21 protein-coding genes are annotated in these 26,479 nt (G+C 72.5%); 9 read left to right on the top strand and 12 right to left on the bottom strand.

Annotation, left to right across the window (positions count from 1 at the left end; genetic code table 11):
* Nucleotides 1-42 precede the first annotated feature (42 nt).
* Together B207_RS0100915 and B207_RS0100910 are read right to left on the bottom strand one after the other, a co-directional pair.
* The gene (locus B207_RS0100915) at nucleotides 43-1,026 is read right to left on the bottom strand and encodes a DUF459 domain-containing protein (protein WP_018634626.1); all 984 of its coding nucleotides are present in this window, start codon (nucleotides 1,024-1,026) and stop codon (nucleotides 43-45) included.
* Between the two features lie 440 nt (nucleotides 1,027-1,466).
* The gene (locus tag B207_RS0100910; RefSeq protein WP_018634625.1) at nucleotides 1,467-3,146 is read right to left on the bottom strand and encodes an MBOAT family O-acyltransferase; all 1,680 of its coding nucleotides are present in this window, start codon (nucleotides 3,144-3,146) and stop codon (nucleotides 1,467-1,469) included.
* A gap of 230 nt (nucleotides 3,147-3,376) precedes the next feature.
* Here B207_RS0100910 and B207_RS0100905 point away from each other — a divergent pair, with 230 nt between their 5' ends.
* Nucleotides 3,377-4,285, top strand: a complete 909-nt coding sequence (locus B207_RS0100905; RefSeq protein WP_018634624.1) for an alpha/beta fold hydrolase — start codon at nucleotides 3,377-3,379, stop codon at nucleotides 4,283-4,285.
* Here the strand turns inward: B207_RS0100905 and B207_RS0100900 are convergent.
* The 5 genes from B207_RS0100900 to greA all read right to left on the bottom strand — a co-directional run bounded on the left by B207_RS0100900 (nucleotide 4,260) and on the right by greA (nucleotide 10,260).
* A complete protein-coding gene (locus tag B207_RS0100900; protein ID WP_018634623.1) occupies nucleotides 4,260-4,721 on the bottom strand; it encodes a hypothetical protein in 462 nt (153 codons plus the stop codon). The two genes, B207_RS0100905 and B207_RS0100900, sit on opposite strands and share 26 nt — an antisense overlap.
* A gap of 57 nt (nucleotides 4,722-4,778) precedes the next feature.
* Nucleotides 4,779-5,945 (bottom strand): trypsin-like serine peptidase, encoded by a 1,167-nt coding sequence (locus B207_RS0100895; RefSeq protein ID WP_230204767.1) that lies wholly within the window; start codon nucleotides 5,943-5,945, stop codon nucleotides 4,779-4,781.
* Nucleotides 5,946-6,050: 105 nt separating this feature from the next.
* Nucleotides 6,051-8,048 (bottom strand): vWA domain-containing protein, encoded by a 1,998-nt coding sequence (locus B207_RS0100890; RefSeq protein ID WP_018634621.1) that lies wholly within the window; start codon nucleotides 8,046-8,048, stop codon nucleotides 6,051-6,053.
* Nucleotides 8,049-8,136: 88 nt separating this feature from the next.
* A complete protein-coding gene (locus B207_RS0100885) occupies nucleotides 8,137-9,648 on the bottom strand; it encodes a magnesium chelatase (protein ID WP_026310536.1) in 1,512 nt (503 codons plus the stop codon).
* A gap of 126 nt (nucleotides 9,649-9,774) precedes the next feature.
* Nucleotides 9,775-10,260, bottom strand: a complete 486-nt coding sequence (gene greA / locus B207_RS0100880; RefSeq protein WP_018634619.1) for a transcription elongation factor GreA — start codon at nucleotides 10,258-10,260, stop codon at nucleotides 9,775-9,777.
* A gap of 562 nt (nucleotides 10,261-10,822) precedes the next feature.
* On the opposite strand from greA, the gene mca reads away from it, so the two are divergent.
* Together mca and B207_RS0100870 are read left to right on the top strand one after the other, a co-directional pair.
* A complete protein-coding gene (mca, locus tag B207_RS0100875) occupies nucleotides 10,823-11,728 on the top strand; it encodes a mycothiol conjugate amidase Mca (protein WP_018634618.1) in 906 nt (301 codons plus the stop codon).
* Nucleotides 11,729-11,896: 168 nt separating this feature from the next.
* Nucleotides 11,897-12,286: a hypothetical protein gene (locus tag B207_RS0100870; protein ID WP_018634617.1), complete on the top strand. Its 390-nt coding sequence runs from the start codon at nucleotides 11,897-11,899 to the stop codon at nucleotides 12,284-12,286.
* A gap of 9 nt (nucleotides 12,287-12,295) precedes the next feature.
* Here B207_RS0100870 and arfB read toward each other — a convergent pair whose 3' ends face one another.
* The gene (gene arfB / locus B207_RS0100865) at nucleotides 12,296-12,736 is read right to left on the bottom strand and encodes an alternative ribosome rescue aminoacyl-tRNA hydrolase ArfB (protein ID WP_026310535.1); all 441 of its coding nucleotides are present in this window, start codon (nucleotides 12,734-12,736) and stop codon (nucleotides 12,296-12,298) included.
* 65 nt (nucleotides 12,737-12,801) lie between these two features.
* Nucleotides 12,802-15,801 carry a leucine--tRNA ligase gene (locus B207_RS0100860; protein WP_018634615.1) on the bottom strand — a complete coding sequence of 1,000 codons (3,000 nt, stop codon included), beginning with the start codon at nucleotides 15,799-15,801 and terminating at the stop codon, nucleotides 12,802-12,804.
* A 266-nt stretch (nucleotides 15,802-16,067) separates the two neighbouring features.
* On the opposite strand from B207_RS0100860, the gene B207_RS0100855 reads away from it, so the two are divergent.
* Nucleotides 16,068-18,077 carry a thioredoxin domain-containing protein gene (locus tag B207_RS0100855; protein ID WP_018634614.1) on the top strand — a complete coding sequence of 670 codons (2,010 nt, stop codon included), beginning with the start codon at nucleotides 16,068-16,070 and terminating at the stop codon, nucleotides 18,075-18,077.
* A 244-nt stretch (nucleotides 18,078-18,321) separates the two neighbouring features.
* Nucleotides 18,322-18,891: a hypothetical protein gene (locus B207_RS0100845; protein WP_018634612.1), complete on the top strand. Its 570-nt coding sequence runs from the start codon at nucleotides 18,322-18,324 to the stop codon at nucleotides 18,889-18,891.
* 202 nt (nucleotides 18,892-19,093) lie between these two features.
* Here the strand turns inward: B207_RS0100845 and trhA are convergent, their stop codons facing one another.
* Entirely contained in the window at nucleotides 19,094-19,711 is a 618-nt protein-coding gene (trhA, locus tag B207_RS0100840) for a PAQR family membrane homeostasis protein TrhA (protein ID WP_051102316.1), read from the bottom strand.
* A 375-nt stretch (nucleotides 19,712-20,086) separates the two neighbouring features.
* On the opposite strand from trhA, the gene B207_RS0100835 reads away from it, so the two are divergent.
* From B207_RS0100835 to msrA, 3 genes are all read left to right on the top strand, one after another.
* Nucleotides 20,087-21,910, top strand: a complete 1,824-nt coding sequence (locus tag B207_RS0100835) for a phosphoenolpyruvate carboxykinase (GTP) (RefSeq protein ID WP_018634610.1) — start codon at nucleotides 20,087-20,089, stop codon at nucleotides 21,908-21,910.
* A 553-nt stretch (nucleotides 21,911-22,463) separates the two neighbouring features.
* Complete coding sequence (locus tag B207_RS0100830) at nucleotides 22,464-23,756, top strand: PhoH family protein (protein WP_026310533.1); 1,293 nt, start codon at nucleotides 22,464-22,466, stop codon at nucleotides 23,754-23,756.
* Nucleotides 23,757-23,966: 210 nt separating this feature from the next.
* Nucleotides 23,967-24,632 carry a peptide-methionine (S)-S-oxide reductase MsrA gene (gene msrA / locus B207_RS0100825; protein WP_018634608.1) on the top strand — a complete coding sequence of 222 codons (666 nt, stop codon included), beginning with the start codon at nucleotides 23,967-23,969 and terminating at the stop codon, nucleotides 24,630-24,632.
* 45 nt (nucleotides 24,633-24,677) lie between these two features.
* On the opposite strand, the gene B207_RS0100820 is transcribed toward msrA, so the two are convergent.
* Nucleotides 24,678-24,863, bottom strand: coding sequence for an HIT family protein (locus B207_RS0100820; protein WP_018634607.1), 186 nt, complete (start codon nucleotides 24,861-24,863; stop codon nucleotides 24,678-24,680).
* A gap of 69 nt (nucleotides 24,864-24,932) precedes the next feature.
* A complete protein-coding gene (locus B207_RS0100815; RefSeq protein ID WP_026310532.1) occupies nucleotides 24,933-25,631 on the bottom strand; it encodes a JAB domain-containing protein in 699 nt (232 codons plus the stop codon).
* 195 nt (nucleotides 25,632-25,826) lie between these two features.
* Here B207_RS0100815 and B207_RS0100810 point away from each other — a divergent pair, with 195 nt between their 5' ends.
* Nucleotides 25,827-26,465 carry a hypothetical protein gene (locus tag B207_RS0100810; RefSeq protein ID WP_018634605.1) on the top strand — a complete coding sequence of 213 codons (639 nt, stop codon included), beginning with the start codon at nucleotides 25,827-25,829 and terminating at the stop codon, nucleotides 26,463-26,465.
* The last annotated feature ends 14 nt before the right edge of the window (nucleotides 26,466-26,479 follow it).

Raw genomic sequence — 26,479 nt, 5'->3', positions numbered from 1 at the left:
GGCGTGACCTGCCCGGCCGACCCGCCTGTCCGTCCGTCCGCCTCAGCGTGGCTGCCAGTCGCCCGCCAGCGCGGCGAGGACGGGCACCGCGGCCATCCGAGCGCCGTCCAGTGTCAGGTGCACGCCGTCACGGGTGCGGATGAGGACGGAGCGCCCGCTGCTGTCCGTCAGGTAGTCGGTGTAGCGCCCGTCGGTGGACAGGGTCGGGCGCAGGTCGAGGAAGCGCGCGCCGGGCACCCGCTCGGCCGCCGCCCGGGTTGCCTCGTTCATCCGAGTGAAGTAGCCGTTCAGGGTTTCCGACCGGGCGGGTGGCAGACCGAGCCAGTAGACGCGGCGGCTGCCGCCGTCCGACCAGATGCGCATCAGGACGATTGCCCGGCGGCGGTACTCGGCTGCCCACTCGTCGGAGCCCGCGGGCAGGATGATGCCGTCCGGCTGGGTGATGCCCTGGCCGTCGTTGCCGCCCATCACGACCACCACGGCCTCCGGGTTGCGCTCGCTGACCTGGTGGCGGGCGTGGGTGGCCCAGTCGAAGAAGTCGGGGCGGACGAGCCCGGTGCCGAAGCGGGTGTCGGTCTCGGCGCGGATCGCCGCCGGCGCGGTGTTCGTGATCGTCGGTCCGAGGGATTCGGTCAGGGAATCACCGGTGACGAGGACCCGCAGCGGATCGGCGGCGGTCGGGGTCCGCAGCCGGGTGGCCTCGCCACCGTTGCCGTCCCGGCGGGCGGCGCCGTCGCGGCTGTCAGCCGGTGGCTCGGCCAGTGCGGCGGCGGAGGCGAGCTCGGAGCTGTCCGCCTTCGCCCCGGCGGGGTCGGGGTGCCCGAACGCCCTGGTCAGCAGCCGGTCAGGCCGGTCGAGCCAGAGCGTCGAGGTGACCCGGTCCAACGGGCGTGCCACGGCGAGCACCAGGTCGCGGGTGGTTCCCGGTGGCATCCCTTCACCCGCGTGCACCATCGCGGATGACCGCAGCACCGCCAGAAGCCCCAGGCACGCCGTGACCAGGATCAGTGCCCGCCGCGCCGACATCGCCGGGGTCCGTGGGCCCGACGGCGCATCGGGCGCATCGTGCTTGTCGGGCGCATCGGGTGTATCGGGCCTGTCGGGTGCGGCAACGGGCGGGATGGCGGCACCCGTGGCACGCGGCGCGGTGGACGGAACTGTCGGCTCGGGAGCAACGAGGCGCGGCGCCGTTGCCTGCCGTGCCGGGGCGGGGGGCCGCGGCGGGGAGGCCGCCGGCCTGTCGGGATCCCTGCGCGGAGCGGGCGCGGATGGCGCCGAGGCCGTGGGCTCGTCGCGCTGCGTCATGGCGTCTCCCGCCGTCATCGGGATGTCGTGTTCGAACGATTACCTTAAGTGATGGTCGCTCGTGCTGCTGGTCGTGCGGCGTTCTGTCCGGTGCACGTGGAGGCGGCCGGCCGGTGAGGCCCGGAACCACCGGAACCACCGGAACCAGCGGTGGACGGGGGTCAGAACCGGAAGTAGATGAACGGCGCGACGTCCTGTTGGCCGACGAAGGTGTAGATGACCAGGAGGAACGCGACCACCAGCACGATCTGCACGCCGAGGGGACGGGCCGCGAAGACGCCCTGGGCGCGCACCCACCACCAGCGCGGGATGGCGGCCGCGCCGAGCCCGGCCGCGATGGCGACCAGCACCGTCGTCGTGACCAGAGGGGCTGGGCCCCAGGCGGTGAACAGCCGGGTGAAGATCTCGCCCGCGGTGCCGAGGTCGGGTGAGCGGAAGAGGACCCAGGCCACGCAGACGAAGTGGAAGACGAGGATCCGGCTGAGCCAGGCTCCGGGGGTGTGCAGGGGGCGGCGGGTCGGGGCGGGTGCCGCCAGCGTCGTGGCCGCCGGGTCGTGGGCCTCGGCGGCCTCGGCCCCCGTCCCGGTGCCGGCCGGCACGCCGCCGGCTCCGGCGTGGGCGCCGAGCAGGGACTCCCGGGAGGGCGTCGGCAGCGGCAGCGGGGGCAGCGGACCGGGTGGCAGGCCCGGCGAGCGGGGCTGGGTGACTCTCCCGGTGGGCTGGACGATGACGTGCCTCGGCCCGGAACCGGCAGGTGCGGGAGCGATCCCGGGCTGCTCCGGGCCCGGGCGGCCGTCGCGGTGCGCGCGCCAGCCCCGTTCCGCGGCGAGACCGGCTCCGTGCAGCGCGCCCCAGAGGACGAAGGTCCAGGCGGCTCCGTGCCAGAGCCCGCCGAGCGTCATCGTGATCATGAGGTTGAGGTACGTCCGGCGGCGGCCCCGGCGGTTGCCGCCGAGGGGGAGGTAGACGTAGTCCCGCAGCCAGCGGGAGAGGGTCATGTGCCAGCGGCGCCAGAAGTCCTGCAGGCTGATGGCCGCGTAGGGGCGGTCGAAGTTGTCGGGGAACCGGAAGCCGAGCAGCAGGGCCACCCCGATCGCGATGTCCGAGTAGGCCGAGAAGTCACAGTAGATCTGGACGGCGTAGCCGTACACGGCGACCGCGATCTCCAGGGCCGAGTGCTGGCCCGGCGCGTCGAAGACCGGGTCGACGATCCTGGTCGCGATCAGGTCCGCCAGGACGACCTTCTTCACCAGGCCGCCGCCGATGAGGAAGACCGCGCGGGTCACCTGGACCTGCCTGGGGTCGCGAGGGGAGGCGAGCTGCGGGGTGAACTCGCTCGCGCGCACGATCGGCCCGGCGACGAGGTGGGGGAAGAACGCCTCGTAGACGGCGAAGTCGATCAGTGAGACGGGGCGGATGTCGCGCCGCCAGACGTCGATCACGTACGACAGTGCCTGGAAGGTGAAGAACGAGATGCCGATCGGCAGCGCCACCTGCAGCAGGGGAAGCGGGGCGGGCAGCCCGACGTCCTGCAGGGCCCTGTCCACGGAGAGGGCGAAGAAGCCGTAGTACTTGAACCAGCCCAGCAGCCCGAGGTCGCAGATGATGGCGGCGATCAGGATCCGGCGGTCCCGCCACCGGTGGATCGCCACCGCGGCCGCCTGGTTGATCAGCGTGGAAGCCATGATCAGCAGGACGAACCGGGCGTCGGCGTAGGCGTAGAAGAAGTAGGAGGCGCCCAGGATGAAGGGCTTCCACAGCGCGGGGATCGGCATGAGAAGCCAGGAGACGGCCATGACGATCACCAGGAACGCGGCGAACTCGATCGTTGGGAAGACCACGCGTAACCGTCCGGCATCTGCTACGGAGAGGATTCAGTCAACTACTGAAAGTAGTTGAGGTGCGGCTGCTGCGCTCCTCGACGTGCCCTCGACGTGCCCTCGACGCACGCCCGGGGACGGCCCTGGTGCGGTTTGCCCGGGACGGGTCGCCGGCCCGCCCGGGTGATCTGGGGCCGAATCCGTAGCCGTGTACTGACGAGATGGCCAGCCTGTCGCTACCGTCCCGGGGCATGAGAATCGTTCCGGTCAACGGCATCGAACTCGCTGTCGAGACGCACGGTGATCCTGACGGCCTGCCGCTGGTGTTGGTGAACGGGCTCGGGCAGCACCTCATCGGGTGGCACCCCGATCTGCTGGCGAGCATGGTCCGGCGTGGCTACCACGTCATCGTCTTCGACAACCGGGACGTCGGGTACTCCACCCACCTCGACTGGCACGGCCCACCCGACCTGCTGGGCATCGTGGCCGGCCAGCCCGGCCTCGCGCCCTACGGCCTGGAGGACATGGCCGCCGACACCGCCGGGCTGCTGGACGCGCTGGGCCTCGACTCCGCCCACGTCATGGGCGTGTCACTGGGCGGGATGATCGCCCAGCTCCTCGCGCTGACCAGTCCCGACCGGGTCCGCAGCCTCATCTCCGTGATGTCGCATCCGGGCGACCACAGTGTGAAGCCGACCGACGAGGCCATCAACCTGCTGCTGCGGCCAGGCGCGACCACGCTGGACGAGTTCATCCTCGGGGCGGAGGAGTCCGCGCGGGTGATCGGCTCGCCCGAGTTCGCCGTCGACGTCAGCTGGCTGCACAGCCGGTCGAGGGCCCTCTGGGAGCGGCGGCAGAACCCGGCCGGGGTCGCGCGCCAGCTGGCCGCCGTCCTGGTCGCGGCGGACCGCTCGGCGGCCCTGGCCGGCCTGCGGGTGCCGACTCTCGTCGTGCACGGGTCGCACGACCCGCTCATCCCCGTCCGCGGCGGGCGGCTGACCGCTGCCGCGGTCCCGTCCGCCGAACTGCTGGAGATCGACGGGATGGCACACGACCTGCCCCGGGAGATCTGGGCCCGCCTGCTGGACCGGATCGACGACACCACCCAGCACGGCGAGTCGTTGCGGACGGCGGTCAGGAACCCGGTTTCACCACCATGAGCACGACGACGAGGACCCAGCAGGTGACCGCGGCGGCGGCGCCGATCGTGATCATGGGCAGCTGGCGGCGCCCGTCGCCCCCGCGCTCGATCTCGTACACGGCACGCCGCAGGTTCCGGGAGACGACGGCCATGGTGATCACGACCGCCGCGATCCACAGTGTCAGCGAGGCCGTCAGCCACGGATCGCCGAGGTCGCGCGTGCTGCCGAACGAGCCGGCCCGCAGGATCACCAGGCCGAAGGCGGTGACCAGGACCGTCGCCGGCGGATAGTACCGGGTGGAACGCACCGCGGCCCGCAGCCGGGGCAGGGCGGCCGGACCGCCGAGGACGAGACGGGGAGCCGCTGCCGTCGTGGCGCAGAGCGGGCCGACGAGCAGGACGGCGGCGAGCACGTGCAGGGTCAGGAAGAGGCCGTAACTGCCTGAGTGAGGCATGCCCGAACCGTATCGGCCCGCCCCCGCCAGGCCGGGCGCGGGGCCGCGCCAGCCTGGTCAGAGCTCGCTGGACTGGTAGTAGAGCAGTTCGATCGCGCGCCCGAAGTAGGTGCCGTAGACCGTGCCCGGGTCCCCGGCGTACGCGTAGCTCACGACACTGTCGACCCAGCCGGCCCCCGGTCCGGCGCGGCCGAGGCCGACGAACAGCGGGCCGCCACTGGCGCCGCCGGTCATGTCGCAGCGCAGGCCGATCGAGGCGGTGCCGTACGGGTCGGACGTCGGCGGGCCGGCACAGTAGATCAGCCGGTCGCCGTCGTAGGGCGCGAGGCGCGGGTAGCCGAACGCGTACTGGGCGCTGGTCCGCGGCTGGTTGAAAGCGATCTTCTGGGCGCCGACGACGTCCTGGATGTGCCGCCCGCCGAGGGTGTTGAACAGGACGAAACCGGTGTCGTAGTCGAAGTTGCCGCGCAGTCCCCAGTCCGGGGTGACCGTGATCCGGCGGGCGGTCCACAGACCGAAGGGCGGTGAGCCGTCGGCGAAGCCCGGCATGAAGGCCACGTTGGTCGCGAACTGCCCGCCGTTGCCTTCGTGCAGGCAGTGCCCGGCCGTCACGGCGAGATCCCGGCCCGGGCTGGACACCACCGTCGCGGTGCAGGCGTAGTCGATGCCGCGCAGGGTGGTGAACAGCCGGCCCACCGTCCTCGTCACCAGCCCGCCGTAGGTGTAGGGAGTGCCGGTGGCGGGCGGCGGCGGGCCGGTCCGGACCGGGGCCTGCCAGGTGGCGGCCGGCCCGTCCAGGGCCCTCGGAACGGGCGCGCCGTCCCGGTCGACGGTGCCGGCCGCCTGCGCCCGGGTACGGCGTTCGGCTGACCAGTACGCCGAGATCCGTGCCTGCTCGACGCCGCTGAGCGCGACGGGCGCCGACATCGGCTTCGCGAGCGGGCGCTCCAGCGGCTCGGAGTAGCGGCCGGCGAACGGCCCGGGCAGATCCTCGGAGATGACGGAACGCGGCGGCGGCCCCGCGGCCGGGACGCCGCCGGTCGCCACCGCGGCCAGCGCGGGGACGGCCGGGGCCAGGGTGCAGAGCGCGAGCGCGGCCGTGGCGACGGCAAGCCGTCGCCGGCCCGCCCGACCGGGACGGTCAGGCTCGTGCCGAGCGGTCTCGTGCCGAGCGGTCTCGTGCCGGTCCGGCCGGTGCTTGTCGTGCCGTGCGCGCTCTGCCACCACGAGCGCGCACGGTAGCAGCTTGGTGACGGAAGGTGTCGGGTGGCGGCCGGGTGCGGTCCGCCGGCCCCCTCTGGGCGGCTCAGCCGGGCGGCCGGCGGCCGCTCAGCCGGCAACCCGCCGGGAACTGCGGGAGTGCAGGTAGTCGTGGATGACGAAACTGCCCAGCGTGGACGGATCGGGGGAGAGGACGCGGCCGCCGTTGCGCCGGGCCATCTCCTCGACGAAGCGAACGAGCCGGGGCTCGTCGTCCAGCATGAAGACGTTGATCGACACGCCGCGGCGGGTCAGCCGGTCCACCTCGGCCAGCGTCAGCTCGAGGGTCTCGGGCATCGGTGGCCAGGAGAAGGACGGGGTGCCGTCCCGCTGCAGGTGGGCGGTGGGCTCGCCGTCCGTCACCACCATGACGACCGGCTCGGACTCCGGGTAGCGGCGCAGCAGCCGGCCCGCGATGAGCAGTGCGTGCTGCAGGTTCGTGCCCTGGACCATCTCCGAGTCCAGGCCCGCGAGCTCGACGGGCCGCAGCTCCCGGGCGTAGTCGGAGAACCCGATGATGTGCACCTTGTCCTGCGGGAAGCGGGTGGTGACGAGTGCGTGCAGGGCGAGGGCGGTCGACTTCGCCACCCCCCAGGTGCCGCGCAGCGCCATCGAGTAGGAGAGGTCGACGAGCAGGCAGACGGCCGCGCTCGTGCGGCGCTCCGTCTCGGCGACCTCGAAGTCGTCGACCGTCAGCCGGATCCGGTTGCCCGGGCCCGGCGGGCCGCCCCGCAGCACCGCGTTGCGCACCGTGCGGACCACGTCGATCGGCTGGGTGTCGCCGAACTGCCAGCGCCGGGACGTCCCGAGCAGGTCGCCGGCCGAACCGGCGTCCGAGTGGGTGTGGTCACCGCGGCCGCGGGCGGTGACATCCCGGAAGATGCGGGCGAGCGCCGTCTCGCCGATGCGCCGCACCGCCCGCGGGGTGAGTTCGAGCGTACCGGCGCGGCGGGTGATGAAGCCCTGGCGCTCCAGCTCCCGTTCGACCTGCCGCAGCTGCGCCAGGTCGTCGACGGCGGCCCGGCCGAGTGCCCGCTCGACCGCCTCGGGATCGACGTCGTCGAGGGAGGCCCCCGGGTAGTCCTGGCTGAGCGAGGCGGCGAGTTCGTCGAGCTCGGCGAGCTCCTCCAGCGCGCTGGTCGCGTCGCCGAGGCCGAGCGGCTCGTCTCCGGTCATCGCGCCGGAGAAGCGCCCGCGGCCACGCCCCCGGCCGCGCCCGCCCCAGTCCAGCCCGGGCCGGGCGGACCGCAGCGCCCGCGACAGCCGCGACATCTCCCCGGCCAGGCCCATGTCCTCCATCGCCGTGGCCATCAGGTCGGCGAGCTCCTGGCGCTGCGCGGGCGTCAGCCCGGCGAGCAGGCGCTCCGCGGCGGCGGCGCGGCGGGCCAGCGCGTCGACCAGCTCGTCGAGATCGCCCGGGTTCTCCGGGAAGAACTCGCCGTGCCGGCGCATGAACTCCGCGAAGCGGTCCTGGGTGTCCTCACCGCGGGCGTCCGCCTCGAGCAGCTCGTTGAGGTCACGGACCATGTCGCGCACCCGCGCCATGTCCTCGGGGGTGGCGCCCTCCAGCGCCTGCTTCATTCCGCGGAACTGCGCGTCGAGCACCTCCCGGCGCAGCAGGTCGGCGATCTGCTCGTAGGTCTCCCGCGCCTGCTGCGAGCGCCAGTCGTAGTCGGCCAGCTCGCGGACGGCACGGGCCGGGTCCGAGGGCAGGGCGTCCAGCTCGGCCTCGCGCATCCGTGCCTCGTCCGCCGGGTCGGGGAACAGCGCGGCCCGCTCCTGCCCGACGGCGGTGTCGAGCAGGCGGCGGACCTCCTCCAACGTCCCGTCGAGGCGGCCGCGGGAACGGGCCTCCCGGCGGCGGCGCTCCACCGCGCGGCGAAGATCGTCCAGACCGCGGCGGTTCGGCATGCCGCGGCGCAGCAGGGCATCGAGGGCCTCCCGGGGCGTACGCCCCTCGAGGATCTCGCGGGACATCTCGTCCACGGCATCCGTCGCCGCGAACGGGGACGCGAGCGGGTCGGGCCCGCCGTCCCACGGGCCGTATCGGAACTGTCCGGAACTCACCGGTGCCTCCTAGCCCCCGTAGACCGTAGACCTAGCCCCCCGTGGACCTAGCCCCCCGTGGACCGTTCAGCCCTCGTGGACCGTCCGGCTAGCCTCCGTAGACCGTCCGGCCGGGAAGTTCCTCCTTGGCCAGGCGCCGGTTGAGGTGCAGGCCCTCCATCGCCAGTTCCAGGGCCGCGGCGGCCAGGCCGGGTGACTCCGCGCCATCGACATCCAGCCGGTTGAGGATCGCGGCCAGCCCCGGCACCGGGCCGATCCGGCGCAGCAGCTCGGTGGCCGGGACGAGATCGCCCGTCTCCACCGCCCCGTCGCGCTCGAAGCGCTCCTGGAGGCCCGAGAGGTCGGACCCGGCCAGCTTGGCGCGGAAGGTCTCCGCGATCGCCCGCCGCAGCAGCAGCGCCAGGACGTCGTCCTCGCGCCCCTCCTCCAGCTGGTCGAACTCGACCTTGCCCCGCACCGCCGGGACGATCGCGCCCAGGTCGACGACCCGGGCCGTCGCCGTCTCCTCACCGGTCAGGGCCGCTCTGCGCACGGCCGACGCCGCGACGGTCTCCGCGGCGGCCACCGCGAGGCGGGCGGAGACGCCGGAACGCTGGTCGACCTGCGGGGCCTCGCGCACCAGCCGGGTGAAGCGGGCGACCACCTCGATGAGGTGGTCGGGCAGCTCGGGTGTGCCCAGGGGCGAGCCGGCCCAGGAGATGACCGCCTCCTGGCGGATCAGTCGCAGCTCGTCGTCCAGGCGCAGCGGGTAGTGGGTGCGGACCTCGGCGCCGAAGCGGTCCTTGAGCGGGGTGATGATGCGCCCGCGGTTGGTGTAGTCCTCCGGGTTCGCCGAGGCGACCAGGAGCAGGTCGAGAGGAAGCCGCAGCATGTAGCCGCGGACCTGGATATCCCGCTCCTCCAGCACGTTGAGCAGCGCCACCTGGATGCGCTCGGCCAGGTCGGGCAGCTCGTTCACGCTGAAGATGCCGCGGTTGGTCCGGGGAACCAGCCCGTAGTGCACCGTCTCCGGGTCGCCGAGCGTGCGGCCCTCGGCGACCTTGACCGGGTCGACGTCGCCGATGAGGTCACCGACGCTCGTGTCCGGGGTCGCGAGCTTCTCACCGAACCGCTCGGAGCGGTGCCGCCAGGTGATCGGCAGCTTCTCGCCCACCTCGGCGAGCAGCAACCGGCAGCGGCCGCAGACCGGCGCGTACGGATGATCGTTGATCTCGCACCCGGCGACGGACGGCGACCATTCGTCGAGCAGGCCGACCAGGGTGCGGATCAGCCGCGTCTTGCCCTGGCCGCGCTCGCCGAGGAACACGATGTCGTGCCCGGCGAGCAGAGCCCGTTCGACCTGCGGGAGAACGGTGTCGTCGAATCCCACGATGCCCGGGAAGCGGTCCTCGTCCGACCGCATCCGGGCCAGCAGGTTGCCCCGCAGCTCGGCCCGGACCGACCGGTGCACATGGCCGGAACGGCGCAGGTCGGCCAGGCTGATCACGGTCGGCGGGGGCCCGGACGCGGCCGGGTCGGCCGTCACGGGGACCGCCGCGCCGGCGGCGGTCTGGTGCGTCGGAGGCGTGGACGGACTGTGCGGAGCCGGCGGATCTGCCACCAGCCGACGGTACGTCCACACCGGCCCGCGCGCAGCGGAGTGGGAAGCCGTCCGCTTATGGCGTAGTCGCCTGGGCGGTCCTGGCGGTCCTGGCGGTCCCGGCGGTCCTGGCGGCCAGGGCCGCGCTCACGGCGAGTACGGCGAGACCGAGACGATCTCCACCTTGGCCGCACGACCGTTCGGCAGTGTGTACGTGACCGTCTCGCCGGCCTTGTGGCCGGTGACGGCGCCGCCGAGGGGAGAGGCGGGGGAGAAGACCTCGATGCTGGCGCTGTGATCCTCCCGTGAGCCGATGAGGAACCGCTCGGTCTCCTTCTCGCCGGGAAACCGGATCTCGACGATGGTGCCGGGGCCGGCCTCGCCGGACGCGGCACCCGAGGACTCGCCGACGCTGGCGTCGCGCAGCAGATCCATGAGCTGGCGGATGCGGGCCTCCTGCTTGCCCTGTTCCTCCTTGGCCGCGTGGTAGCCGCCGTTCTCCTTCAGGTCGCCCTCCTCACGGGCGGCCTCGATCTTCGCGGCGATCTCCGTACGCCAGGTGCCCGTGAGGTAGTCCAGCTCGGAGCGAAGTCGGTCGTAGGCCTCCTGGGTGAGCCAGGTCTGCTGCGTCACGCGTCACGCTCCTCGAGGGATACCAAAGTTCTTACTTTAACGGAGGGAGCATTGGCTCCCGACCGCTCCGCCACACGGTCCACCACCGCGCGCGGATCCGCCCCCGGCCGGCGCGGCGGCCGGCGCGGGATCAGGCCGAGCAGGTGATCCGGCCACTCCTGACGCGCCGTTCCCGGCCGCCAGGCCGTCCGTGAGGACAACCGGTGCGGCGCCGCTGCGGCCGTCGCTGGCGGCCGGGCCGACGACGATGTCGGACCTTCGGCCGGATTCCGGCGGGCCGGCTGGCGGCTTGCCGGTCGGGCGACCGTGCGTCTTCGGGCGGTATGTCTCCGCCGATCGTGTGTTCTCGGGTTCGGGCGTCATCGGAGTGTGCGCGGACTGTGCATTCTGCCACGGCGCTCGGTAACATTTCCAGATCGCACGTGAACTGGGTCTCCTTCTCTGACCGTTCTCCGGATCTGCGCCGCCCGTCCGCCGAGCCTGTCCGGGTCTGTCCGCGCCGTTCCGCGGCGGTTCGTGCCGGTCCGGCGGTCGTCGCCGTCCGTCCCGTTCGTCAGCCACAATGGGGCGCATGCTCCCGGCCGACGAGGAGCGCGGGCTGCGGCTCATGGCCGTCCACGCGCATCCCGATGACGAGTCCAGCAAGGGCGCGGCGACGATGGCGCGCTACTCCCACGAGGGCGTCGAGGTGCTGGTGGTCACGTGTACCGGCGGTGAGGCGGGCAGCATCCTCAATCCGGCCATGGACACGCCCGCGAACCTCGCCCGGATGCCCCAGGTCCGGCAGGAGGAGATGGAGCGGGCCCGGAAGATCCTCGGCGTGCGCCAGGAGTGGCTCGGGTTCGTCGACTCCGGGCTGCCCGAAGGTGACCCGCCGCCGCCGCTGCCCGAGGGGACGTTCGCCACGCTGGACGTCACCGTGGCCGCCCGCCCGCTGGTGCGTCTGATCCGGCAGTTCCGCCCCCAGGTCCTGACGACCTACGACGAGAACGGCGGCTATCCCCACCCGGACCACATCATGACGCACCGGATCAGCGTCGAGGCGTTCGAGGCGGCCGGCGACCCGCAGCGCTACCCCGAGGCGGGCACCGAGGTCGGCCTGGCCCCCTGGCAGCCGCTGAAGCTCTACTACCACCTCACCTTCCACAAGGACCGCATCCTCGCCCTGCACCAGGGAATGCTGGCCGCGGGTCTGGAGTCGCCCTACGCGAAGCGGCTGGGCGAGTGGGTCGACCGGGCCGAGGACACGGGTCGGCTGACCACCCGGGTGCGCTGCGACGACTGGTTCGAGGTGCGTGACCGCGCCCTGCTGGCGCACACCAGCCAGGTGGATCCGACCGGGCCGTGGTTCCAGGTGCCGCTCGCCCTGCAGCGGGAGGCCTGGCCCACCGAGGACTACCAGCTCGCCCGGTCCCTGATCGAGGTCGGTGTGCTTCCCGAGAGCGATCTGTTCAACGGCGTCCGCTGAGGGCGCCCTGCGGCGCCCTCAGCGGACGCCCGCCCTGGCCGGCCGGTGCCGCCGCGCGGCGCGCCGCCGCGGCGGGTGAACGTAAGGTCGGCTGACGGACGGACGTCGCGATGTGCTGGCGTACGGGAACGTTGGGGAACTGACGGAACGGACAGGAGGTGCCGGTCGATGTCTGACACGTCCGGCGGACTGCGGCTCGCCGCGGAGATAGGCACGGGCACCAGCGGTGCCCTGGTGGTCTTCGCACTGATCCTCGCGTCGGTTGCGCTCTTCGTGTTCCTCTCGCGGAGCCTGCGCAGGATGCGCGCGAACGTCGCCAGCGGAGAGTTCGGGTCGGGCCCCGCCGACAGGCGGGTGGCTCCCGGCGGCCCGGCACCGGAGTCCACCAGCACGGGCGACGGCTCAGGAGCAGGCACCGGAGAGGCCGGTGCCGCGCCCGGCGGTGACCGGGCCGCCGCGGTGGCGACCACCTCCGCCGGGGCGGCGGGGACGGGTACGCTCCCGCGTCAGCGTGAGGGAAAGGGCGTCGGGGAGGACGTCGGCACCGACCCGGCCTGACCTGGACCGTCAGTCGTCGGCGCCGGGGGTCCGGCCGCCGCGCTGCCGCTTCACCTGCGCCCGCCGCTTCTTCCCGGCGAGCCTGCGCTCGACCGAGCCGCGCGTCGGGTTGGTGGGTCGCCGGGGGCGTGGCGGCGGGGCGGTGGCCTCCCGCAGGGTGGCCGCCAGCCGCTCCAGCGCCGCCTCCCGGTTGCGCAGCTGCGACCGGTGCTCGGACGCGGCCAGGGTGAGCACCCCGCCGACCAGCCGGCTCCCGAGCCGGGACACCGCCCGGCTCCGCAGCTGCTCCGGCACGGACGGTGAGCCCGCCACGTCGAACAGCAGCTCCACCCGGCTGTCGGACGTGTTCACCGACTGCCCGCCCGGGCCGCCGGACCGGGAGTACCTCCACGTCAGCTCGCCGGCCGGGATCCTGAAACCCGGCCGGATCACCACGACGTCCGGCAGCATCATCACATCGTGCCAGGCCGTGCCGGGGGAGTCCCGGGGATTTCGCCCCGGGACCCGCGGCGCCGTCAGCCCAGCGCGATGTTGACGATCCGGCCGGGAACCACGATGAGGCGCTTCACGGTCCGGCCGGAGGTGTGCCGGGCGTAGTCCTCGTGGGCCTCGAGCACCTGGCGCACCGCGGCCTCGTCCGCGTCGGGCGTGACGTCGATCGTGAACCGCACCTTTCCGTTGACCTGCACCGGCATCCGCACCGTCGAGGCGGCGGCGAGGGTCTCGTCCCCTTCGGGGAAGGGCACCGTGGAGACCGAGCCGGTGTGCCCGAGCCGGCTCCACAGCTCCTCGGCGAGATGCGGCGCGAGCGGTGCCGTCATCAGCACCATCGCCTCCGCCAGCTCGCGGGGCGGCCCGTCGAGGCCGGCGCCGAAGTGCTTGCTGGCCAGGTTGGTCAGCTCGATCAGCCGGGCCACCGCGGTGTTGAACCGCAGCTCGGCGTAGTCGGCCCGGACGGTCAGGATCGTCCGGTGCAGTGCCTGGGTGACCTCGTCGCCGAGCGCGGCGTCGCGGACCCGGGGGGCACCCGTCTCCTCGTCGATGATGTTGCGCCAGAGCCGCTGCAGGAACCGGTAGGAGCCGACGATGTCGTCGGTGCGCCAGGGGCGGTGGGCGTCGAGCGGGCCCATGGCCATCTCGTACACGCGCAGCGTGTCGGCCCCGTAGCTGTCGTACATCTCGTCGGGGCTGACGCTGTTCTTGAGGCTCTTGCCCATCTTCCCGGAGCGCCGGTTGACCGGCGCTCCGTCGTGACGGTACGTCCCGTCCTCGTCGCGGACGACCTCGGCGGCGGCGACGTACATGCCGCGGGAGTCGGTGAAGGCGTCGGCCTGGATGTAGCCCTGGTTGTAGAGCCGCTTGAACGGCTCCCGGGTGGAGACCAGGCCCAGGTCGTACAGCACCTTGTGCCAGAAACGGGCGTAGAGCAGGTGCAGCACGGCGTGCTCGACACCGCCGACGTAGAGGTCGACGCCGCCGTCGCCGGCCGGCCCGCGCTCGGGATGCATCCAGTAACGCTCGACAGCGGGGTCGACGAAGCTCTCGGCGTTCGTCGGGTCGAGGTAACGCAGGTAGTACCAGCAGGAGCCGGCCCACTGCGGCATGGTGTTCGTCTCGCGCCGGTACGGGCGCGGGCCGTCACCCAGGTCGAGGGTCACCGTGCTCCACTCGGTGGCCCTGGCCAGCGGCGGGACGGGCTCGCTCTCGTCGTCGTCGGTCATCGCCCGCGGCCGGAAGTCGGTCATCTCGGGCAGCTCGACCGGCAGCAGGTGCTCGGGCACGGCCAGCGGCAGGCCGTCGTCGTCGTAGACGATCGGGAACGGCTCGCCCCAGTAGCGCTGGCGGGAGAACAACCAGTCGCGCAGCCGGTAGGAGCGGGTCGCGCGGCCGCGGCCGGCGTCCTCCAGCCAGCCGATCGTCGTCTTGACCGCCTCGCCCTTCGACAGCCCGGTCAGCACCGGCAGGTCGGGCGGGCCGGGCAGGTAGGCGCCCTCGCCGGCGAACGACTCCGGCCAGGACTCCGCCGGCGCCCCGGCGGGCAGCCCGCGCTCGGCGAGCCAGGCCGTACCGGGATCCAGCACTGCCACGACGGGCAGGCCGAACTCGCGGGCGAAGGAGAAGTCCCGCTCGTCGTGCGCCGGCACCGCCATGATCGCGCCCGTGCCGTAGCCGAGCAGCACGTAGTCGGCCAGGAAGACCGGGATCCTCCCGCCGCCGACCGGGTTGGTCACGTACGTCCCGGTGAACACGCCGGTGCGGTCGATCTCAGCCCCGCCGCGCTGGCGGTCGGTGCGCCGGCCGGCGAAGGTGCGGTAGGCGTCGACGGCGGCCCGCGGGGTCCACTGCTCGTCGGGCGTTCCGGTGGGGCGGTCCTGCCCGAACCGCCAGCCGGCGGGGGTGCCCGCCGGCCAGGCGTCGGCGGTCAGCGCGTCGACGAGCGGGTGCTCGGGCGCCAGTACCAGGAAGCTCGCCCCGGGCAGCGTGTCCGGCCGGGTGGTGTAGACCTCGATGTCGACGCCCGCCCCGTCACCGGCCGCGGTGGAGAAGCGGACGGTGGCGCCGTCACTGGGCCCGATCCAGTTCCGCTGCATCTGCTTGATGGAGTCGGGCCAGTCGACCAGGTCGAGGTCGGACATAAGCCGGTCGGCGTAGGCGGTGATCCGCATCATCCACTGGCGCAGCGGGCGCCGGTAGACCGGATAGTTGCCGATGTCGCTGCGCCCCTCGGGCGTGACCTCCTCGTTGGCCAGCACCGTGCCCAGCCCGGGGCACCAGTTCACCAGCTCCTCGGAGATGTAGGCCAGCCGGTGCGCGTCGAGGACACGGCGCCGCTCGGCCGGGGTCAGCTCGGCCCACTCGGCGCGGCGCGGGTTCGCCTCGAGGGTGGCCGGGCCGGCGGCGGAGCGCCGCCCGCTCTCGAACTCCTCGACCAGCTCCTCGATCGGGCGGGCCCGCCCGGCGGCCTCGTCGTACCAGCTCCCGAAGATCTTCAGGAAGATCCACTGGGTCCACCGGTAGTACGCGGTGTCCGTGGTGGCGATCTCGCGGCGGGTGTCGTGGCCCAGGCCCAACCGGCCGAGCTGGCGCCGCATGTTCGCGATGTTCGCCTCGGTCGTCACCCGCGGGTGCTGGCCGGTGTTGATGGCGTACTGCTCGGCCGGCAGCCCGAACGCGTCGTAGCCGAAGGTGTGCAGGACGTGCCGGCCGGTCATCCGCAGGAAGCGGGCGAAGACGTCCGAACCGATGTAGCCCAGCGGGTGGCCCACATGCAGACCCGTCCCGCTCGGGTAGGGAAACATGTCCAGCACGTAGAACGGGTCGCGCCCGCGGACCGCCTCGAAGCCGCCGGAGAGCGGGCCGGTCGGGTTGGGTGACTCGAAGGTGCCCTCGTCGAGCCACCGCCGCTGCCAGTTCCGTTCGATCTCGGCGGCGAGCCGGGAGTCGTACCGGTGGGGCAGGTCGCCGTCGCCGCCCGCGGGTGCCGCAGGGGTGTCGCGCTCGGTGGGCTCGTTCATGGCTGGTCGCATCCCAAGGCATCGATCACTGTTGACCCGCTCCCGCTCGCGCGCCCGGTCGGTGCCGGGCGACCGCGGAGCCGGCCGGGGCCGTGGGCCCGGGCGGCGGTCCTGGCGGTGGCGCCGGTCGCGGACCGGGGCGGGTGAGCGGCGGGGATCACCTCTGGCGTCCAGCGTATCCGGGCCGCCCCGCTCGTTGCCGGCGGCGCCGCTCGTTGCCGGCGGCGCCGCGGTGACCGGCCCGTCGCCGGTGGCATGGTGGTGCGGTGCCCAACAAGCTCGCGGAGCAGACCTCCCCCTATCTCCTGCAGCACGCCGACAACCCGGTCGACTGGTGGCCGTGGGGGCCCGAGGCCTTCGCCGAGGCCACGGCCCGCGGGGTGCCGGTGCTGCTCTCGGTCGGCTACGCCTCCTGCCACTGGTGCCACGTCATGGCGCATGAGTCGTTCGAGGACGCCGAGATCGCCGCGTACATGAACGAGCACTTCGTCAACATCAAGGTCGACCGGGAGGAGCGCCCCGACGTCGACTCGGTCTACATGGACGTCACGGTCGCGCTCACCGGGCACGGCGGCTGGCCGATGACGGTCTTCCTCACCCCCCGGGCGGAGCCCTTCTTCGCCGGCACCTACTTCCCGCCGCGCCCGCAGCGCGGGCAGACATCCTTCCCGCAGCTGATGACGGCCATCGCCGACGCCTGGGCCCAGCGCCGGGCGGAGGTCGAGGAGTCCGGCGCGGACATCGCCCGCCGGCTCGCGGAGATCGTGGCGCTGCCCGGGGGCACCGCCGGGGGCGGGGCGGCCCCGGCGGTCACCGCCGAGCTGCTCGACGGCGCGGTCGCCGGCCTGGCCGAGAAGTTCGACGCCCGGCACGGCGGCTTCGGCGCCCGGCCGAAGTTCCCGCCGTCGATGGTGGCGGAGCTGCTGCTCCGGCACTGGGCGCGGACCGGCGACCCGCAGGCGCTGGCGATGGTGGTGACCACCTGCGAGCGGATGGCCCGCGGCGGCATCTACGACCAGCTCGCCGGCGGTTTCGCCCGGTACAGCGTCGACGACACCTGGACCGTCCCGCACTTCGAGAAGATGCTCTACGACAACGCCCAGCTGCTGCGGGTCTACCTGCACCTGTGGCGGGCGACCGGCTCGCCGCTGGCCGAGCGCGTCGTCCGGGAGACCGCCGAGTTCCTGCTCACCGACCTGCGCACCCCCGAGGGCGGCTTCGCCTCCGCCCTGGACGCCGACGCCGTTCCCGCCGGGGCGCCGGGCGCGCACGCCGAGGAGGGCGCCTCCTACTCGTGGACGCCCGCGCAGCTGGCGGACGTCCTCGGGCCGCAGGACGGGCCCTGGGCCGCCCAGGTCCTCGGGGTCACCGAGGCCGGGACGTTCGAGCACGGCACCTCCGTCCTGATGCTTCCCGCGGACCCGGATGACCCGGCCCGGTTCGCCCGCGTCCGCGCCGCGCTCGCCGCCGCGCGGGCGGGCCGGCCGCAGCCCGCCCGCGACGACAAGATCGTCTCGGCCTGGAACGGGATGGCCGTCGCGGCGCTGGCCGAGGCCGGCGCGCTGTTCGCCGAACCGTCCTGGGTCGAGGCCGCGACCAGGGCTGCCACGCTGCTGCGGGACGTCCACCTGCACGAGGGGCGGCTGTGGCGGACCAGCCGTGACTCCCGCCGGGGGCCCGGAGCAGGAGTACTGGAGGACTACGGGTGCGTGGCCGAGGGCTTCCTCGCCCTGCACCAGGTGACTGCCGACCAGAGCTGGCTGGCCCTCGCCGGCGAGCTGCTGGACGTCGTCAGGGCCCGCTTCGCCGCGGCGGACGGTGGTTTCTTCGACACCGCCGACGACGCCGAGGCGCTGTTGCGCCGGCCGCGCGAGTCCTCCGACTCGGCCACCCCGTCCGGGCAGGCCGCCGTCGCGGGTGCTCTGGTGACCTACGCGGCGCTGACCGGGTCGGCCGAGCACCGTGACGCCGGGCTGACGACAGTCGGGCTGCTCACGCCACTGCTGGAGCGGGACGCCCGCTTCGCCGGCTGGGCGGGCGCGGTGGCCGAGGCGGTGCTGGCCGGGCCGGCGGAGGTCGCCGTCGTCGGCCGGCCCGACCTGGAGCGGCTGGCCAGGCTCGGAACCGCACCCGGCGCGGTGGTCGTCACCGCCGGCCCCCTCACCGAGGGCCGGGACGTCCCGGCGGTCTACGTGTGCCGGGACTTCGTCTGTGAACTGCCGGTGACGACGGCCCAGGAGGTCCGCGCGAAGCTCGGCGTCCGCCTGCCCGGGTGACCAGGGTGACCCGGGTGACCAGGGTGACCCGGGTCGCGTTCGCTGAGACCGAAACCGGCTGGCCGGGCCCGACCGTGAGTGTGAGGATTCTGATGTAAGCGTGTAATCAGGACTGATGGGGCCAGTAGCGTGACGGGGACGGCCGGCGGCCGGGTGCCCGGTCTCCGGCCGCACGCGTGCCGGCAGGCGCCGTCGGGTTTCGTCGGGTGTCGGTGGATGCCGTCCGACCAGTGAGGGGACTGTGATGGCCGGTCTTCGAGGGCGTGGGCCTGCGCGGGGGGGCGACGGCGGCGACACCGTCTCCGCGGACGAGGTCGCGGCCTGGTTCACCGCCCGGGTGCCCGAGGGCTGGTTCACCGGCCCGCCCAGAGTGACGGTCGACCGGGACGAGATCACGGTCGTCGGCGCGCTGCCCCCGGGAGATCCGCACCCCGGCGACCCGGCGACCGGGCCGGCCCCGCCGTCCGGCGGAGCGGGGCGGACCCGGCGCTTCCGGGAGGAGACCCGGGACGCCCGCATCGAACTCGCCCGCGACGCCGAGCACCAGTTCGGCCGCAAGGTGTCCTGGGGGGTCTCCCTCGGCGCGGCCACCGAGTTGTTCACGACGTTGTCCGTTCCGGTGATGACCCGTCTTCGGCAACCGGAACGACAGGTTCTGGACACCCTCGTTGATTCGGGAGTCGCGCGCAGCCGAAGCGAGGCCCTCGCCTGGTGCGTCCGGCTGGTCGGCGAGAACGCCGACGAGTGGCTCGCCCGGTTGCGTGAAGCCATGGAAAAGGTCGAGCAGATCCGGGCGGAAGGCCCGGGGATTTAACGCTCCGGGCATCTGCGGGCGGATTTCGTCACGCTGCGTCGGCCGGGACCGACCGGTCTGTCGTGCATGCCGCCGGATGGGCGCCGCCGGGCCGGGTGAATCAGAAATCACCCTCCCCTGCCACGGGGGGGGGGGGGGCGGGTGGCGTTCCGTGCTCAGGTGACGTTCCGCATTCGTGCGTTGCTGCGTGTACGGGGGCGGCTCAGCCCAGCATTGCGATCATCAGGGCGATGTAGTGGCAGCAGGCGGCGACCAGAGTGAAGGCGTGGAACACCTCGTGGTAACCGAACGTGGTCGGTGCGGGGTCCGGTCGGCGTGTGGCGTAGACCACCGCGCCGAGGCTGTAACACGCGCCGCCGACCAGGAGCAGCACGATTGCCGCCACCCCGGCCTGGTGGAGCAGTTCGGGCAGGACGAACACGGCCACCCAGCCGAGCGCGATATAGAGCGGGATGATCAGGTAACGCGGGGAGTGCAGCCAGAGCATGCGCAGCAGCACGCCGAGGGCCGCGCCGCCCCAGACGACGCCCAGCACGATCCGGGCGGTCCGCTCGGGCATCGCGATGAGCGCGAACGGCGTGTAGGTGCCGGCGATGAAGACGAAGATCATCGAGTGGTCGAGGCGCTTCATCAGCGACCGCGTGCGTGAGGTCGACCACACTTTTCGGTGATAGAGGGCACTGGTCCCGAACAGTGCCGCAATACTGACGGCGTAAACCGCCACACCCAGGCGGGCCCTCAGTGTCGTGGCCAGTGTCAACGCTATGACGCCGAGTGCGAGGCTCACCGGGAAAGCTCCGGCGTGTAGCCACCCCCGCATGCGTGGTCGCACCAGGTCACGTGGATGGGTGTTCAGTGGTGCACCGGTGGAGCCCAGGGTCTGACGCGCGAGGGTGGCCACGGGGGACAACGATATCGGGTCGCCGTCGAGGTCACGAAGCGGAGCGGGCCAGTGCCCGTCAGTCCGTCCCGGTGCGTGATGGATCCTACGTTTCCGCACACTGCCTACCGCGCGACTCTGCACCGAAAGCGCGGTACAGTCTAATGATCCTGAACGCGGCCTCGAACTGCCCCGTTTCCCGCAGGTTTGTACCTGGGTGTCTGGTGGTGTTCGGGTGCGAACGCGGCACCTGGCTACGGCACTCGCACACGGGACGAGAACGCGACAGGTTCAACTCGACCGGAGGTGTGAGCTGTGACGACCGCGGCACAGATTCCCGGGCTGGATGCCGCCCCCACCAAGCACGCCAGGCTGATCGCCTGGGTGCGTGAGATCGCCGAACTCACCCAGCCGGACCGTATTGAGTGGTGCGACGGCTCGGAGTCCGAGTTCGATCGGCTGACCTCGCTTCTCACTGAGAAGGGCACACTGGTCCGGCTGGCCGACAAAAAACGCCCGAACAGCTTCTATGCGGCGTCGGATCCCAACGACGTCGCGCGGGTGGAGGACCGGACGTTCATCTGTTCGGAAAAGGCGGAGGACGCCGGTCCGACGAACAACTGGCTGGATCCCGCGGAGATGCGGGCAAAGCTGGGTGAACTGTTCACCGGGAGCATGCGCGGGCGGACGATGTATGTCGTTCCCTTCTGCATGGGGCCGCTCGGGTCGCACATCTCCGCGCTCGGGGTCGAAATCACGGACTCGCCATATGTCGTCATCTCGATGCGCACGATGACCCGTATGGGAACGCCCGCCCTTGAACAGCTCGGCGAGGATGGGTTCTTCGTCCCCGCGGTGCATTCACTGGGCGCTCCGCTGGAGCCGGGCGCGAAAGACGTCCCGTGGCCCTGCAACACGACGAAGTACATCTCGCACTTTCCGGAGACCCGGGAGATCTGGTCGTACGGGTCGGGCTACGGTGGTAACGCCCTGCTCGGCAAGAAGTGCTACGCCCTGCGTATCGCCTCGGTCATGGCCCGTGACCAGGGTTGGCTCGCGGAGCACATGCTGATCCTCAAGCTGACCTCGCCGCAGGGGAAGGTCCACTTCGTGGCCGCGGCCTTCCCGTCGGCGTGCGGCAAGACCAACCTGGCGATGCTGATCCCGACGCTGCCCGGCTGGAAGGCCGAGACGGTCGGTGACGACATCGCCTGGATGCGCTTCGGTGAGGACGGCCGGCTCTACGCCGTGAACCCGGAGGCGGGCCTGTTCGGCGTGGCTCCCGGAACCGGTGAGGAGACCAACCCGAACGCCGTGAAGACCCTCTGGGGTAACGCGGTGTTCACGAACGTCGCCCGCACCGACGACGGCGACGTCTGGTGGGAGGGCCTGACAGCGGACAAGCCCGCGCACCTGACCGACTGGAAGGGCCGGGACTGGACCCCCGAGTCGGCGGAGCCGGCGGCCCACCCGAACGCCCGGTTCACCGTCCCGGCCAGCCAGTGCCCGACCATGGCACCGGAGTGGCAGGACCCGGCGGGCGTGCCGATCTCGGCGATCCTGTTCGGTGGCCGCCGTGCGACGGCCGTTCCGCTGGTGACCGAGGCTCCGGACTGGCAGCGCGGTGTCTTCTTCGGCTCGATCGTCTCCTCCGAGACGACCGCCGCCCAGGCGGGCGCCATCGGCAAGCTGCGGCGCGACCCGTTCGCCATGCTGCCGTTCTGCGGTTACAACATGGCCGACTACTTCGCCCACTGGCTGGAGATCGGCAAGCGCTCCGAGCCGGGCAAGCTCCCGCGGATCTACTACGTGAACTGGTTCCGCAAGAGCCCCGAGGGGCGCTTCCTGTGGCCCGGGTTCGGCGAGAACAGCCGGGTGCTGGCCTGGATCGCCGCTCGTCTCGAGGGCACGGCCGAGGGCGTCGAGACGCCGCTGGGCATCCTGCCCGCGCCGGGCGAGCTGCCCATCGAGGGCCTGGACGTCCCCGCCGCCGACCTCGAGACGCTGCTGAGCGTCGACACCGAGGTGTGGCGGCAGGAGGCGGAGCTGATCCCCGAGCACTACAAGACCTTCGGTGACCGCCTGCCGGAGGAGCTGTGGGCTGAGCACGAGGCTCTGATCAAGCGCCTCAACGGCTGAGGCCTCCGGCGACCCGCTCGCCCGTCCCCGTCCCCGTCCCCGTCGACGAACCGGCGCCCGCGATCATTCGCGGGCGCCGGTTCGTCATTGCTGGTCCGGCGGGTGTCCGTCGGGTGAGCGTCGGGTGAGCGGCGATGCGTGTCCGGGGGCGATGCCTGGCTCCGTCGGGCCAGGGGGCGGTGGGGCCAGGCTCACGGTGGCGAGCGTCTCATCGCGGCGGGATGCCCGGACCTCCGCTGTTGTGTCATCTGAGAAGAACTGCGCGGTTTCGTACCGTGAGATTCTTCGCAGACGGTGACCAGTGGCCGGCGATCGCCGAGCATAGACCACGAAGGGCACACAAAGACAAGCGAAGCGTGTTGTAAGAAGTTGGTCGCCATCTTGCGGGGTGACGGCTAACGTGAGAGCCCTAGCGTCTCAAGTCGTGGTCCGACATCGGGTCGGCCACTCGGGAGGCCCCTCGGTGCCGCAGTTGCGACAACGCCAGGAGGCCGGTACCCGGCCCCTGGTCAGGGGCCCGGTCCCGGATACCTCCGAGTAGGCGGGTGGGCGTGTGCCACGAACGCATGTCGTCGACACAAGCGTGCTGCTCTCTGATCCTGGCGCGCTGCTGCGGTTCGCGGAGCACAATGTCGTGCTCCCCCTGGTCGTCATAGGGGAGCTGGAAGCCAAGCGGAACCATCCGGAACTGGGCTGGTTCGCCCGGGAGGCCCTGCGCATCCTGGACGACCTCCGGATCCGTCACGGGCGGCTGGACATGCCGCTGCCACTGGAGTCCGGTGGGACGCTTCGGGTCGAACTTAACCACACCGACTCGTCCGTGCTTCCACCGGGGTTCCGCGTGGACGACAACGATTCCAGGATCCTCTCGGTGGCCCTCAACCTCGCCGGCGAAGGCGCCGACGTCGTGCTGGTCACCAAGGACCTCCCGCTGCGCGTGAAGGCATCCGTCGTCGGGCTCGCCGCGGAGGAGTACCAGGCACTGTCACCGGTCGACAGCGGCTGGAGTGGCATGGCGGAGCTGACCCTCGACCAGGACGATCTCGACCGCCTGTACGCCAAGGAACTGGTCGAGCCCCCGGAGGCGGCTGATCTGCCCTGCCACACCGGGCTCGTGCTCACCACCGCCGGCGGCAGCGCCTCCGCCCTCGGCCGTGTCACCGCCGACAAGACGATCCAGCTCGTGCGCGGCGACCGGGACGCCTTCGGGCTGCACGGCCGCTCCGCGGAGCAGCGCGTCGCCCTCGACCTGCTGCTCGACAACGAGATCGGCATCGTCTCCCTCGGAGGCCGCGCCGGGACGGGCAAGTCCGCCCTCGCGCTGTGCGCCGGCCTGGAGGCGGTCATGGAGCGTCGGCTGCACCGCCGGGTCGTCGTCTTCCGCCCGCTCTACGCCGTCGGCGGCCAGGATCTCGGCTACCTGCCCGGCAGCGAGAACGAGAAGATGGCGCCTTGGGCGCAGGCCGTCTTCGACACCCTCGGCGCGCTGGTGTCGCCCGAGGTCATCGAGGAGATCGTCGATCGGGGCATGCTGGAGGTCCTCCCGCTCACCCACATCCGTGGGCGTTCCCTGCACGACGCCTTCGTGATCGTGGACGAGGCCCAGTCGTTGGAACGCGGGGTCCTGCTCACCGTGCTGTCCCGGCTCGGCCAGGGGTCGCGGGTCGTGCTGACCCACGACGTCGCCCAGCGCGACAACCTGCGGGTCGGCCGGCACGACGGGGTCGCCTCGGTCATCGAGACACTCAAGGGCCACCCCCTGTTCGCCCACATCACCCTCACCCGGTCGGAGCGGTCGCCGATCGCCGCTCTGGTCACGACCATGCTTGAGGATCTCGTGCTCTGAGCGGACCGGATCGGCCGGACTGGCCCAGACTGGCCTAAATCCACAACGGCGCATCGCGATGGCCTCGTCGCTGGTAGTGGCAGGCGACGAGGCCGGGCCGGGGCCGGGCTCCCACCGGGCATCCATGTGGCCTGCGGGCGCTGCCACCGACATGGGAACTAAGCGGGCGGCGCGGTGGTTGTGCGGGGAGAAGCCCGGAGGTGGTTCGTGATGTTCTTCGGTCGCCACAAGACGACCCTGCCGACGGCCGAGCAGGCACTGCCCGGCCGTACCGTTCCGATCTTCACCGGTCCTGACCGCCACACCGTTCTCGGGACGTCCCTGCTCGGTCCCTTCCCGGAGGGGCTGGAGACCGCGGTGTTCGGCATGGGCTGTTTCTGGGGCGCCGAGCGGAAGTTCTGGCAGGTGCCCGGCGTGTACTCCACCTCCGTCGGCTACGCGGGCGGGATCACGCCGCACCCGACCTACGAGGAGACCTGCTCCGGGCAGACCGGCCACACCGAGGCTGTGCTCGTCGTCTTCGACCCGGCGAAGGTCAGCTACGACGAGCTGCTGCGTGTCTTCTGGGAGGGCCACAACCCGACCCAGGGCATGCGGCAGGGCAACGACGTCGGCACCCAGTACCGCTCGGCGATCTACACGACGACCGACGTGCAGGCCACGGCGGCGGCCGCGAGCCGGGAGGCGTTCCAGCGTGTCCTCGACGCCGCCGGCTACCCGCAGATCACCACCGAGATCGCGCCGGCCGGCCCGTTCTACTACGCCGAGGAGTACCACCAGCAGTACCTCTCGGAGAGCAAGAACCCGCACGGTTACTGCGGGCTCGGCGGAACCGGCCTGTCCTGCCCGGTCGGCGTCGCGTCAGCGGAGTCCTGAGCAGATCGTCGGTCGGTTGGACCAGGTGCTCTGACGGGGCCACGATCAGGGTTCGTGGGCGCCTCGGGCGGACCCGCCCCGAGTGAGCGTGGCCAGGCCGGCGCGGACAGCGGCGGCGGTCTGGTCGAGTTCGGCGCGGTCGCGGATCTCCCAGTGTGCGTCGATGACGACCGCGTCGTCCTCGTAGATCAGACTTGCCTGCTCCTCGCCGCGCAGAATCGCGCAGAACACGCACTCCTCGTCGGTCAGGACCGGTCCTCCTCGCTGGGCGCGGACCGGGGCGCTCCCGGCCGCCGCTCCTCATGATCCCTGGCCGGGCTCGACCCGTCGCCAGCTTTTCTCGGTGACGATCACGTGGTCGAGGAAGCGCAGACCGACCAGGCCGGCGGCCTCCTGGACCCGGTGGGTGACCTGGCGGTCGGCCCGGCTGGGTTCCAGGTTGCCGTCCGGATGGTTGTGGGCGAGCCCGAACGCCGAACCACCGCAGCGCAGGACGTGGGCCAGCAGCTCGCGGACGCTCAGCGGACTGCCGTCGGACGACGCGCCGTCGGAAGCGCCGTCACCCGTCGCGGGGCTGAACGGGCCGGCCCGCAGGACGGTGCCACCACCGTCGCAGACGATCACGACGACCCGCTCGGTGCGTAGCCCCCGCAGGTGCGGCGCCGCCACCGCGGCCAGCGCCGCGGTGCTGGCCACCGCCCGCCGTGCCGGCGGAGGCCGGGAGGCCCGGCGGCCGAGGTGGAACGCGGCACAGACCCGGGCGGCCTTCGCCGGGCCGATGCCCGCGTGCGCGACCAGCTCCGCGGGCGCGGCCCGGGCGAGGTCGTACAGACCGCCGTGCCGGGCGATGAGCTGACCGGCGAGGTCGACGGCGTCGCTGCCAGGGACACCGGAGCCCAGCAGGAGCGCGAGCAGCTCGCGGTCGGCGAGCGCCTCGACACCGGATGCCAGCGCCCGCTCCCGCGGCCGCTCGTGGGTGGGCAGGTCCTTCAGCCGCATGGCCGTTACCCCGTTCATGGTGTGCCCGTTCATGGTGTGTCGTGCCCTGCCGGGAAGGTGTTGTCCGGCCCGCGCGAACACCGTAGGTGTCGGGTACGACAGGTTCCGCGGTCGAGCCGCCCCGGGTCGCCGCAACGTCGGCGGCCGCCTGCGCGTCTGTCTTGTGCCTGCACACCTCGGCGCGTGGGAGAACATATGGCACGCCGTAACCATGACCTTCTTGTACGTAACAACGACGTCCGGACCTGGGACGAACTCAGCCGGCAGGAGCGACGGACCGGCATCACGGTGCTGGCCACGATCGGGATCGTCGCGGTCGCCGCGGTGTGGTTCCTGGTCGGTGGCGAGACCAGCGTGGAGGCCGAGACCGGCGCCGCCCCGCCGCCGACGCTGGACGTCGCCGCCGAGCTCGACGCCTGGTACGGGTCCACCGCGGCCGCGCGGGCCGAGGTCGCCGCCGCGGTGGCCGGCGTGCGCACCGCCGTCGCCGCCAATGACGGGCGCGCTCTGCAGCCGGCCTGCGCCGTGCTCGGTGCGGCCGTTCGGGACGCGGCGGGCGTGGCGGAAGCGCCCGTGGACGGGGCGCGGAAGACCTGGACCGACGGCGTGGCCGCCTACGGTGGCGCGGCGCAGGCCTGCGGCAACCTCTTCGACGGCACCCGGGAACCTGTCGGCACGCTGCTGGCGCGCACGACGACCGCGCTCGACACCGCGGACGGCCTGTGGACCCGGCTCGCGGCAGACCTCGGCCAGCCCGCGCCGACCGGGCTGGCGCCGACCGGGCCTGCGCAGGCTGTGCCCGCGCCGTCCGTGCCCGGGGCGCCTGCCAGCTGATGCTGCAAGACTTC

The organism is Parafrankia elaeagni (genome assembly GCF_000374165.1).
GTDB classification, from domain to species: Bacteria; Actinomycetota; Actinomycetes; order Frankiales; family Frankiaceae; genus Parafrankia; species Parafrankia elaeagni.
This window is presented reverse-complemented; position numbering and strand designations above follow the sequence as displayed.